The 12903-nt window shown below is 35.0% G+C and carries 10 protein-coding genes; 3 read left to right on the forward strand and 7 right to left on the reverse strand.

The window, feature by feature from the left end; genetic code table 11:
* Positions 1–3: 3 nt before the first annotated feature.
* From OLM51_RS13560 to OLM51_RS13585, 6 genes are all read right to left on the reverse strand, one after another.
* A complete protein-coding gene (locus OLM51_RS13560; RefSeq protein ID WP_264551137.1) occupies positions 4–1389 on the reverse strand; it encodes a radical SAM/SPASM domain-containing protein in 1386 nt (461 codons plus the stop codon).
* Entirely contained in the window at positions 1386–3698 is a 2313-nt protein-coding gene (locus OLM51_RS13565; RefSeq protein WP_264551138.1) for a hypothetical protein, read from the reverse strand. The genes OLM51_RS13560 and OLM51_RS13565 overlap by 4 nt, the downstream gene beginning before the upstream one ends.
* Before the next feature lie 45 nt (positions 3699–3743).
* Complete coding sequence (locus OLM51_RS13570) at positions 3744–5237, reverse strand: ferritin-like domain-containing protein (protein ID WP_264551139.1); 1494 nt, start codon at positions 5235–5237, stop codon at positions 3744–3746.
* An 85-nt stretch (positions 5238–5322) separates the two neighbouring features.
* Positions 5323–6858 (reverse strand): peroxidase, FMP-type, encoded by a 1536-nt coding sequence (locus tag OLM51_RS13575; RefSeq protein ID WP_264551140.1) that lies wholly within the window; start codon positions 6856–6858, stop codon positions 5323–5325.
* Positions 6859–7401: 543 nt separating this feature from the next.
* On the reverse strand, positions 7402–9426 hold the full coding sequence (locus OLM51_RS13580) for a M56 family metallopeptidase (RefSeq protein WP_264551141.1): 2025 nt from the start codon (positions 9424–9426) through the stop codon (positions 7402–7404).
* Positions 9423–9785 carry a BlaI/MecI/CopY family transcriptional regulator gene (locus tag OLM51_RS13585; RefSeq protein WP_264551142.1) on the reverse strand — a complete coding sequence of 121 codons (363 nt, stop codon included), beginning with the start codon at positions 9783–9785 and terminating at the stop codon, positions 9423–9425. Before OLM51_RS13585 ends, OLM51_RS13580 begins: the two co-directional genes overlap by 4 nt.
* A gap of 339 nt (positions 9786–10124) precedes the next feature.
* Here OLM51_RS13585 and OLM51_RS13590 point away from each other — a divergent pair, with 339 nt between their 5' ends.
* On the forward strand, positions 10125–10721 hold the full coding sequence (locus OLM51_RS13590) for a Crp/Fnr family transcriptional regulator (RefSeq protein WP_264551143.1): 597 nt from the start codon (positions 10125–10127) through the stop codon (positions 10719–10721).
* A 137-nt stretch (positions 10722–10858) separates the two neighbouring features.
* On the opposite strand, the gene OLM51_RS13595 is transcribed toward OLM51_RS13590, so the two are convergent.
* Positions 10859–11230, reverse strand: coding sequence for a group III truncated hemoglobin (locus tag OLM51_RS13595; protein WP_264551144.1), 372 nt, complete (start codon positions 11228–11230; stop codon positions 10859–10861).
* A gap of 214 nt (positions 11231–11444) precedes the next feature.
* On the opposite strand from OLM51_RS13595, the gene OLM51_RS13600 reads away from it, so the two are divergent.
* Positions 11445–11816, forward strand: a complete 372-nt coding sequence (locus OLM51_RS13600) for a hypothetical protein (protein ID WP_264551145.1) — start codon at positions 11445–11447, stop codon at positions 11814–11816.
* A gap of 78 nt (positions 11817–11894) precedes the next feature.
* Positions 11895–12746 carry a hypothetical protein gene (locus tag OLM51_RS13605; RefSeq protein ID WP_264551146.1) on the forward strand — a complete coding sequence of 284 codons (852 nt, stop codon included), beginning with the start codon at positions 11895–11897 and terminating at the stop codon, positions 12744–12746.
* Positions 12747–12903 lie beyond the last annotated feature (157 nt).

The following is a 12903-nucleotide window of genomic DNA, read 5'->3' on the forward strand; positions in this document are numbered from 1 at the left end:
CAATTAATTATTCCAATTGGGTTTTAATCTCGATAATCTTTCATTGGCTTGTATCGTATAAAATAACCATGATCTGATATAATCGCAAGCAGGTCTTCCTTTGTCAATTACTTCATGATGACAGCCTCCTCCGCATAAATAACGAGCCCAGCATTGCGAACATGGTTCTTGTTTGTTAACATGTCTGTTAGCCAACCAGTTGTTTTGCAGATCAGATTGTACACCATCAGTTAAATTACCCATTTTACCTGCTTCTTCGTTTACAAAACGATGACAGGCAAATAGTTCTTCATCTGCAGATACTCCCATATATCCGGCACCGGCACCACAAGGATAAGGTCTGTGAGTTCCTTTTGAAATTTCTTTTAATGCATTTACCATATTCAAAAAAGGATAACGTTTTCCTTCTAATACATTTTTTTCAAAATTAAGTCCACAGGCAATCATATTTTCCAACATGACAGACAGCTGTTCTTTATTCATTTCATTTTGTCCATTACTGGATTTCAACAAAGGAGAAAAGCCTACACCATGAAATCCCATACGAACAAACTCATCTAAAATCTCTGGAAGGTTCGTAATTTCAGGTGTTACGGTCACTCTTGCCGAAACCTGCATTTTTTTCTGCATAGCCAATAATGGCTGAATATTTTTTATGATTCTGTCGTAGCTCCCGTTTCCACCTTTCATTGGTCGGTTCAGATCATGATCTTTGCCAATTCCGTCTAAACTTATCGTGACTGAGAAGCCATATTCTTCAAAAAATACGGCATCACTTTCTGTTACTAAAGTACCATTTGTTGTAATCGAATAGCTAACCTGAATGTTTTTCTTCTTTGCAGCCGTTTCGGCATAAAGAGTCGCTTCTCTAATTGCTTTTCTGTTAATCAGAGGTTCACCGCCTAAAAAGGTAAGTTGAGCTTTTCCTCCTTGGGGACAATCTTTTAACAATAGATCTATGGCCTTAAAAGCAGTTTCTAAAGACATACTCTTTGTAGGGCCTCCAAAATCACCCTGATCGGCATAACAATAGGTGCATCCCATATTACATTTCTGAGCTATTGCTAATGATAAAGCATGCAAAGGCGGACTTTGCAAAGGTTCATCTGTAATATATTCCGGAGCATCAATGCCTAAAAGTGCCAGCTCGTTTTGCAGGGCATTTTCATCCTTTTCATTCATTAAAAAAGCAATTTTTTGTTCTATTTCGGGAGAAATAGTATAAAGCCTGCTTCCATTTGGAATAAAGATCTGAGTCGTCTGTCCGCCTTTTACCAAATGTGCTTTGGCCGAGCGCGGTCTGGACTGCGGAACAATAACCTGTGCCAGCTTGGTGGCAATCAGGTTATTTCGTTTCTCCTGAGAAAATCTTTCAATAGCGCCTATCATTTCTTGTCTCCTGGTTTAGGTTTTACTATACTGCTTTCTATCGCATCTTTACCTTCAATAATGAAATTAAGTTCTCCCTGCCAGTTTTCAAAAAGATCCTGATACGAGATTAATCTTGTATTTTTCCAGTCATCCGGAATATAAGATCCTGTTCGCTTTTTTGACATCCATAAATCACCTGTACTTAAACCGTTTTCGTCCGGAACAATATTTACAAAATCAGGTCTGCTGGCTGCCCAGTAGTAACAAGAACATTCGCGATAATCATTTTGCCAGGGAGCACAAAGGCCTTGTGTTAATTCTCCGGGTTTTAAAACAGTATCTGAAAATGCTGCGCTGTTACCATCAAATATTTTATTTACAACCAGTTTTATCTTAATATATTTTTTAGGATCATTCAATTGGCTTAAATCTACCACCACTTCTTCTAATGACGGTTCTGCTGTAAAATGACAAATAACTTCCTGTCCTTGTTTTTGTAAAACCTCAACCATAGAATTTGACCATTCCATAAACGAAACCCCGTTAGGATTGGCGTTTGTTTTTAAAGGAACATTGTCGCCATCAGGAAATACAGGTCCAAAAGTTTGCACCATTGTAGCTTTTCCTTCTATGGCTACCAGTCTGTGCCCAATTAAATTTGAATCTGTTGCTTCGAGTACATAGTTATTATTTTCCATAAGAACGATGCCGCTAAAAGCTCTTCTCCAAAGGTTTCTGAAATCAAATTCAAGTCCCGGATAGCAATTTGAGATGGCTGTTCTTGGCAAAACTGCAATAGGATTCCCGACTCCTCTGTAGTGCAATTGTGCAGTTAAATTTGAAGCTTTAAGCGGCGAACCATATGATACCGGCAAAGTATCAGGATTACTGTCGTTAAACATAGATTTAGTTGCAGCTTTTATAATTGTATTGATTTGTCGGTACGTAAAAGTTAGTGATCGGCCATCTGCACCACGCATCAGAGCAGGCATTTTTCGAAGTGCTGTGCTTGATAAATCACCAATTTCTGTAGGTCTTCGTAATACATCTCCAAACCATGGAGAGGCTCCGGAGCTTAATCCGTTGAATACTCTTTCATGTAATAGCTGCAAAGCAAGATTATCAACAAGTGAAGTAGCCATAATAGGTTCAAAAAGACGTCCGAAATCACTTGTATTCTGGCGCACCATTGTACTGGCAACATTTTGTTTCCCTTCGTAACTATTACCATTCATAATCGTTGTATTCATCAGACGAATGGTTTCAAAAGCCCTGCGAATAATTTCTTCGGCTTCTTCTATACTTACTTCTCCCTCTATATCGGTTCCTTCGATAATTTGTTCAAGCTCATCTGAAACTACACGAATTGGTAAAGTATCCGGCGCAAAAGAAGGAGGTCCGGCACTAATATGGGCCTTGGCAGTTAAGGTCTTATCATCTGAAACTTTTAGTTTAACCGTAACAAAACCATCACATTCATCATCAATATATCCCCAGCTTACCTGCCAGCTTTCGTTTTTATCATCTGTATAAGGATATCCCGCAAAAATTTGAGCCGGAACGGTATAGAATATATTTGGATTACTGCCTTCTTTATAACCACGCCAGGTTCCTTTTCCTTTACTGATATCGTACAATATTCTATCTTTATCACCTTCTCCATTTTCCTTTTTAAAAGTAGGATCTATTTCTGTATCGTCAACACCAGACGCTGTATTTCTATATAAACTGGAACCATAAACTTTTCCTCCGGCTGGTGTATAACGCAGTCTTAACTCTGGAAAATCTTTTGTTGGTTTTACATACTGAACAGAGCCTAATGGCAGTTTTTTGTTTGGGAGAAAGTTGTTGCAGTCCGCTAATAATGGTTTAAGTTCGTGTGAACTAATATTACTTAATTTGGCCGTCATCTTATCGTTTACATCACCCGTTCTTCTGAATATTTTTATGTTTGCCACATCAACATCCCAGGAAATGTCTTTCAGGCTTAATCCTGACTGCTTAAGTAATTCCTCTGTAAGAGGTACTAACTCGTCTGGTTTTTGATCTGTTATAGCAAAAACCTCCAGAAAAGGAGAAACCGGATGAATCTTTCCTTTTCTGTCTTCCAGATCCAGAACTTCTTTAAATTTTATCTTTAAGGGTTTATGAGCAGTAATTTCTCCTGTATCCGGATCAACTGATAATGTTGTTTTTGGAATAATTTCTCTATAATCAAGCGGTTTTTCTTTTGATAATTGAAGATCGTATGCATCCATTGGTTTCTTTGATTCTCCAAGTCTGCCAATTGCAATTGGTGGAAGAATTCTTAATTCAATAATTTTCATATCGTGGTATTTTTAATAATTAATGGGAGTAAAAATGATCTGAAGCTATACCAGATTCTCTTCGGTTAAACTTGCAATTGTCTGAAGCAATTTTTGATCTGCCTCTTGCAGTCCGTTCAAATATTGAATGTGCGGCTGGGTTTTGAAGTTTTTTAACTGCACAATAATGTTATTTGAGGCTTCCAGAAGATCTCTGTGCAATCTCCATCGATTGTGTTCTCCAAAAGGTAAATCAAATGTATAAGGCAATGTAAATGGAGGTCCCGCTACTTTGGTACTATTTTTTGAGATGGGGGTCTGAACCAGAATAGTAGCCAGGCTTCTTAAATTATACATTTCTCCAAATGCCGAATTGATAATCATACCGCGAGGAGAAGAATTTCCTGAATTATTAAAACCGTTATCTAATAAAAAACTGTGATTTAAAAAGTTAAGCAATAATCGATAACGAATATCACACAAGTTGGCCCAAAGTATCGCTTCCGGACTTGTAATTTCATCACTTTCTTTTTCCTCTGCCGAACTAGCTGCATCTGATTCTTCTTTTAAATTAGATGCTGAACCTACATAAGGATTTGTAGCCACATTTCTGGAAGGATCAAACTTGTTATTAGTTTCTTCTAATATTGCCTTGTACTCTTTGTAGATATGCAAAAAACGTTCAAAATGAGATGGCAGACTTTCATCTGTTTCTAAACCCTCACCTTGTTCTGCTATCTCGGACAATGCATTGTAGGCATCGTCACGGGATAACAACGGAGCTACCAATACATCAGGACTTTTGGCATAAATATTTTGTCCGTCACTTCCTCTGCTTCCTCCCACATATCCACGTCCCCATTCATCAATCTTTGCCTGATAATTGTAAGTTGCAGCCTGAAAAGTCTCATCTGATATTACTTTAGGATCCTTAATTAATTGTAGTAATACCACAAATAATGCTCCAACAGTATGAGGATCTGATATCGTCGAATCTACAGAAGTTCTAATTTCTATTGCCAGTTCATCATCACCTGCAAGCCAGTCGCAAGGCGCCTCAGCATATACATATTTAGCAAGTGATTTAAGAGAGAATTTTTCCAGCGTAAAAGGAAAAGGATAAAAAGGGCTGTCCCACGGGTAACTTTCTCTTCCAAAATTTAAAGGTGCTCCAATTACTTTTAACACATTCTGAACCGAAATAAAATGCCCCATTTCTTCCTTGGCTATACCCAGAATAATATTTTGCCAGGTATGTACTTTTTCCTGATATTTTTCCGGAACATTTGCTCCTCCCATACTATAGGCTGAGTACAGGTATTGTAACATAAGTCCCTGCTCAATTTCGGCATCGATTTGTAACAGCATCGTAATATAATCTTTGCCGTTAAACTGGGAGGGTACCTTAAAAGGTTCTCCGTCTTTTAAACGATCACAATTGCTTTTGGCATCACCAATAGCCATAACCAGGCCTTTGGCAACATTTTGCTGTGGGGCGCTGGCTTTTGCCCATTCTAAAATTGGAGAGATAAAATGATCTCTTTTCTCGTTGTAATTCATGGTATCTTTAGTTAGTTAATCTTTGTTTTTTAATGAAAAGAATCACAGTATTTCAATAGAAAAATACTGTGATTCCGGTATAATTTTAAGATTTATGATAAGGACATTCTGATGCTGATGCTGAAGAAGTAATGATACTTGAACTTGGAAATTGTTTTTCGATTAAACTTCTTTGCTCAGGCGAAACATCGTCTATCTTGCGAAGTGTATTAACTTGTATATGCGGCCAGCTTGTTGTGCCCCCGTTATCTCCAAAATCAAATTCGAAAAAGATAATCTGTTCGTATTGCAGCTGCAGAATTTCTACTCCGTTTTCTTCGACTGTTTCAATCCACATTCTCATGTTCATTTCGACAGTCGGAACAAAACGATTTACAAACGGCACATTTAATATCCCACCTTGCGCTCCTGTTTTATTTTTGGATGACAAATCAATACGTACGTGATTTTTAATCACTTTTCCTTTGTTATTATCACGCAAACGTAAATCTGGTCGTACAGAGTAAGGATATAGATGATGAGCAAGTATACGCTGTGTATAAATTCTGTTTTCTTGCGGGTCATTTTTGTGATCCAACTTTTCAAATACCCAGGCTGGTGGCGGTGCATCAAGATTTATAGGGTCAGTCTCACTTGCTCCTGCGCCTCCCATGGTTTGGGATATAGAAAGATGATCATACTTCCAGGCTGCATCTCCGCTTGGAAATGCCGGAGCACCCTGTATTAAAAAACTACTTCCCTTTGGTTTTAAATCACCTAATAAAGTTACCGTACTTCCATGAGGAATAACGCCACTTCTGGATATAGAGTAATCCGGAATAAAATAAGTTCCTGTCTGACCCGCTCCCGGTTTAAGTTCTTTGGCTGCTATAATATTGTAATACTCACGTCCGTTTAGATTTTCCAGCGTTACATATTCTTTTACTCCTTTATCGTTTATAACCAAAAAAAGAGTTTCGTCCTGATAACCACTCTTATACAAATGTCTATTCGGATCATCTGGTGCTACTGCATGAATACCACGGTCTTCTTCAATTGTTTTTTTGGTAGCGGCATAATTAAATATTTGACTCAGCCATAAATACATTCCGTTTTCTTCGTGAATTGGAGTATATTCCAAATTAGACTTACCCGGAATTCTATTTACACTTTTTATACTTTGATCATATTTTACAGCTCCGCAAAATTGCTCGTTTGCTCCTCCACGATTACGAACTCCTCCGGGAACCAGATTAAAAGTTAGTTTTTCTATATACTCTTCGCATTCAAAACTATATTTTCCCGGAATTGTTCCTGCATTTGTTCCCGGAGACGGCATAATAGTAGTATGTATACCGCTTCCTACCAAATTACCCTGGTTATCATTATAACTAACCCAGGTGCCTTCCAGCATACTTAAAACTCCATAATCTACGTTTTTAACAATTTCCTGTAGATTCTCTTCGCGAAAAGGATTAATAGGAGTTTCAATCAGAAGTTGTTTATATTCTGACATCAATTTTTCTAATCTACCCTGATCACCAGGAGTAGCTTTCAATAAGGATTCATTTCCCTGGTCAACTAAATTTGCGGCAAATTGAGATTCGTTTAAATCATCCGCAAGGTTTTTACGTTGTAACATAATATCGTTTTTTAAGGTTAATAATTTATGGATTTAATACTGTAACCAACATTCGGTTGATAAACTAAATTGGTACTTCATCAACAATCATGTATTCTTACAATAGATTCGGGGTTATACTTGATTTTTTAATTCTCTTACATTCTTTTATGTTTAGTTTTAGTGTTTTAAAACAATCATCCTTATTATAGAAGCTTTTAACCAACAAAACCATAACCATCTAAAAATAAAACAATAACACAAATAAAACATTACTAAAACAACAACAATTAATTAAAAAAAAGAGACAACTTCTTTTTTGTTACCTCAATTTCACATAACAGAACATCTAGATTCTTTCAAAATTTATTCCTACAATATTAAAGCAAAATTTCAGAAGCGAACTAAGTGTTTTTACCTGTTTTTTCTTACGTCAAAAACAAATAGGAGATAATCAATTAGTAAATCGTTTCATTTATATGCAAAAAAAAAAGTTTACACTTTTTGAGTGTAAACTTTTTTATTTTGGCTCAGTCTCAAAAGCCTGTTCGTTCTGTGTTTGATTTAGTTTACCAGAACTTTTAACTGAATGTATTTTTGCAGATCCTTAAAATCATGCCCTTTTCCTTTCATCGATTTAATAAAAGAAGGCGTAGTGCCCGTAGCTTTAGCTCCAACAATATCTTCAATATCCAGATTGGTAAAACCAAGGTCTCTATATTGCTGAATTAAATCTGATGTTATATTTTGTGATTTTAAAGCAAACAGATCTTCTGCTCTGATATCTTTAAATCCCGATTTTTTAAAACTGTTTACATATTCCGGTGTAATATTTAATGACTTTAAAGCCATTAAATCACTATTAGAAAGATCATTATACCCTAGTTTTTTAAAGGAATCAATAAATGCCTGATCAATATTTAATGATTTAAAGGCAATAATATCATCGTTAGAATCTTTTTCATCATTGTTATCCTCAGTACTCTTAACTTTATTCTTTTTGCCTTCGTTAGTAGCATTATGGAAATCAGCTATATATTTCCCATCAATGCCCTGAGATTTTAAGGCAATAATTTTATCAGGACTAACATCCTTATAGCCTGCTTTGCGAATTTCATCAATATAAGCTTTATCAATTCCCAATGCTTTAAAAGGAATCAGATTATCTAAACTAATATCTGTCATGGCCTGTTTAATCGATGTGATATAAGCCTCATTAATATCTAGTGCTGCAAGAGGAATAAGTTGATCTTTATCCAGATTAGTATACCCTTGCTTTTTAAGCATTTGTACATAAGATTGTTTAATATTTATCATATAAAAAACAACAAGGTCGCTTTTTTCTGAAAGGACAATGCCTTCTTTTTGCATCGCAGCGCTGTACTCTTTATTACCAGTAAACTTGTAGGTTCCCATGCCCTTGTCTCCTTCAAATTTACCTGTAAAAGACATTGTTCCTGCCTCACGTGTTGCAGTAAATTCACCTTGCTTTTCTCTTGGAAGACTGGAAAATTCGCTTAACTGAAAAGTATTTGAAGAAGTACTGTTCTCATCGCTTTTGAATTGGATGTTTACAGCAGTACCTTTAATAGTAGCAAACCAATTGCCTTCTGTTTTCATTTCGCTGTGAATTTCAGCGTGCTGTTCCGGTTTTTCTTTAGAACTAAGCGTTTGACTTTGTGCTGCCGGTTGATTAAAAAGGCACACAAATAACACCATAATCGGTAACAGGAAAAAATATTTCCAGGTGGTGTTTACATTTGATTTTTTTGAGTTCATCATGATGATTCGTTTTTTTAAAAGTGATTGATTATAATTGGTAGTGAGACTCAAAGGAAATTGGGGTGCTGCTACTTTAAGCAGGCTAAACTGGTAACTTTCTCTTTCAACAGTATGTTGCTGCAGCATTTTGTCATCTGTCAAAAATTCCAGATTAATTTCCAAGGCTTTTCTCCATTGCCATGCAAAAGGATTAAACCACTGAAAGATAAGAACTAACTCGGCAAGCAAAAGATCAACCGTATGTTTTTGCTCAATATGAATTTTCTCATGCTGCAAAATCTGGTCGTAGGTTTCCCATTCGTATTTTTCAGGATTAATGAAAATATTATTAGCAAAAGAACATGGTGCTTTGTCTCCCGTTATCTCAACAATACGGAATTTTCCATCCTGAATAACAGAACCTGAATATGCTCTGTAAACCAAGATTACAATTTGCATTAAAAAGTTGAGCCCAAAAATTAGCACACCAAACCAATACAAATAAACCAAGAACTGACTAACTGTTTCAATATTGACAATCTGTTTGGTCTCTTCGGTAAATACAGGCTCAACGGTCTGTTCCTTCGATTGTATTGCTGTAGTTTTTTCAATTGGTGTTTTAGAAATTTCAATGTGCTTTTTCTCAGAAACTTCTCTTAATGAAAATTGCTGAGGAACCGGAACCAAAGGCAAAATAAAAGCCAGCACCATACAGAAAAGCAATACAAATCTGTTTAGGTGAAAAAAAGTTTCTTTTTGCAACAACAGCTTGTAAAACACAAGACAGGCAGAAAGAACCAAAGCTGTATACAAAATATAAGGTATCATATTTTCTCTTTTTTAATAATATTTACTATTTCGTCCAGTTCTTTCTCAGACAGCTTTTGCTCTTTTGCAAAAAAAGCAAGCATTCTCGGATACGAATTATCAAAATACTGGCTCACAACATCTTTCAATGCAAACTGCTGGTATTCTTCTTTACTGACTACAGGAAAATAACAATTCATATTTCCGGCAGTTTCATGATTCAGAAAACCTTTCTCTTCTAATATCTTTACGATTGTCGCCACACTATTATAATGCGGTTTAGGATCTGGCAATAATGGAATAATATCTCTAATAAAAGCTTTGTTTAAATCCCAGAACACCTGCATAATTTGTTCTTCTCTTTTTGCTAACTTAATCATAGTTTGAAAATTTTAGTGCAAGATACTACTAATTAATTAGTAGACAAACTAATTTGTTAGTAATTTAACTAACGTATTAGTTTGTCTGTAAAGTTTTAATACCATTATTTTCACCATCAAAAAACACAAACAACTAAAAACCAACACATTAAACACAAATCTTAATCATCAAGCAAAGTCAAAATTTATACCTTTTAAAACCTAACATTTATCATGTTTTTTGTTCCTGCAAATGCATTTCTTTGGTGCGAAATTTAAAATATGCTCTTTTTCATAACAGAAAACAGCTCAATTTTAATCCAAAAACAAATCTTTTTAATGTATTAGTTGTTTACAAAAATGCATATTGATACTGATTTACTTTATACCTGGGGTGCAGTTGCAAAAAAACTCCCTAAAAACACGATCATCTTTTACGAGAATGATTCGCCTCTCTATTTCTATCAAATTCTGGAAGGTTCGGTAAAGATGATTTACACCAATGAAGACGGTAAAGATTTAACACTTGGAATTTTTTCAGCAGGAAACAGTTTTGGTGAACCTCCGCTTTTTATTGGTCAGCCCTACCCTGCCTCAGCAATAGCTCAGACAGATTGCGTGATATTAAAACTCTCTAAATCTAATTTTTTTTCCTGCCTGGCAGAAAATCCGGAAATACAAACAAGTGTGCTAAAGCTGTTTGCCTGGAAAATTTACAATAAAATTATTTTTTCTAAAAATATCATAAACCATAAACCCGAATATCGCATTCAGTCTTTTCTCGATAACCTAAAAAAACAACACAATATAAATGCTACTGCAAAAATGAAAATTCCGTACACAAGACAGGAGATTGCAGATTTTACAGGTTTACGTGTCGAAACCGTTATTCGAACACTTTCTCTTATGTGCAAGAATAAAAAAATTGAAATTATTGATCATAAATTATTCTACTAATCTGCAAACATTATGATTTTGGTCATACTTTATAAAATACTTTTACGTTTACCTTTGACAAGGTTAAAAAGTAAATTATTAATTCAGTTCTAATAGTTTTAAATTAAAAACGGGAACCATTTGAGTTCCCGTTTTATTTAACTGATTACTTTGTTCATCATTAGTTTTGAAATGTTGGTTGCCCTCACCTTTACTTCGTTTGCTTTCTCTCCTTCAAACAAATCATCAACCGTTTTTTTCCACAATTTTGTCCAGTGCTTAAAATGCGTTTCTGTCAAAGTACTTTTCTGATTTAAGATTCTGTGTTTCATCATAGGATTTCCATCAAAATTTCCGGCATGAAAAAGAATATTATCCCAGAAATCATACATTATCGGTAAATGTTTTTCCCAGTTTACACTCGCTGTTTCTGTAAATAAATACCCAATAATGGGATCAGCCTTAACTTTTAAATAAAAAGCATCAACCAATAGTGCTATGTCCTTTTTATTTTTGATATCTGTTTTCATAATAAACTACATTATTAACAAAGCAGCAAGATGTTTTTTATCGTATTTCTAACCAGAATGATAATTCAAATCACAATCTGCCAAAGTCAATAAACTAGCGTATCTTTGCTAAACAACAGAACAAAATTCCAGAAGTTATATTTCTTAAAGTATGATCAAAATCATATAGTAAAATAAAAATTCAAGGTATCTTCGTACCCTCAAAATACAGGTAATGAAATTTTGTGTTCACATATTCCTTTTCTCTTTGGTATTCAGACCAGCGTTTCCGTTTTTGGATTACGTTCTGAATTATCAATATATCGCAACGGAATTATGTGAAAACAAAACTAAGCCGCAACTTGGCTGTAACGGTAAATGTCACTTAAAGAAAGAATTGATTAAAGCGTATAAAAATGAAACGCCTTCTTCTAATGATAAAAAAAGTGAAACAACAGAAACCGTGGTGCTTTTTATGGTAAAAATTCCCGTTTTTACTTTTGAAAAAAATCCGGAATCAATTCTGCAGATCAATTCTGTATACCAAAATCTATACTCCCATTTAGATACCGCATCTGTATTTCGTCCGCCTATTTTCAGCTGTTAATTTTTCTATTTTTTTAATTCTCTGTTATCCGAAAATATTCGGCAGAGACTCTATTACCATTATTTAAATTAAAACTTCATGAAAATTTTAAAATATACAGCACTGCTATTGGCAGCAATTACATTCTATTCTTGTTCTTCTGATAACGACTCATCATCTGAAATTCCGGCAGATGAAACCATCGGGCTTCAAAAAATTCAGGAAATCGCAAACGACACTCATACTATCGAATTGTATTCTGCAACTGGCGCTTTGGTTCAGGGCTATAACCACATCTCATTAAGAATAAAAGACAAAAAAAACAATACTTATGTTACAGATGCTAAAGTAGACTGGACACCCCTGATGCATATGACTATGATGCAGCATTCTTGTCCAAAAACAGCAGTAAATAAAGCATCTAATAAAAAAACGATATACGAAGGTGATATCATTTTTCAGATGGCACAGAATGAAAAAGAGTATTGGGATCTCACTTTTACTTATACCATCAATAACGTTTCTTACACAGCAGTAGATAAAATAGTAGTTCCGGCTTTTGCAAAACGTACTGTAAGTTCATTTAGCGATACAGCAGGCAACCGCTATGTAATTGCTTACATTGCCCCTGCTACGCCAAAAGTGGCTATAAATGATATGACTGTTGCAATTTATAAAATGCAGGATATGATGACATTTAATGTCGTTAATAATTTTAAAGTAAAAATTGATCCAAGAATGCCAAGTATGGGAAATCACGGTTCCCCAAATAATACCGATTTACTACAATCTGAAGCTGGCGGACTATATAAGGGAAAACTTTCTTTGACCATGACCGGATATTGGAAAATAAATCTTCAGGTTCTAAATGCAACTAATGAAGTTCTTAAAGGAGAAGCTGTAACTACAGAAAACACAGCCAGCAGTCTTTATTTTGAGATTGAATTTTAAGTACTAAAATAGTAATGAGAAAGAGACGGCTTCCACTGCTACCGTGTGGACATAAATATTATAAATCAAATTTGAACACGAATTTCACAAATTTTAATAGCTTAACCTTGTTTGTGAAATTAATTTCACAAACAAATTAGTGACAATTAATGTTATT

Origin of the sequence: Flavobacterium sp. N2038, assembly GCF_025947185.1 — a bacterium.
In the GTDB taxonomy this organism is placed as follows: Bacteria; Bacteroidota; Bacteroidia; order Flavobacteriales; family Flavobacteriaceae; genus Flavobacterium.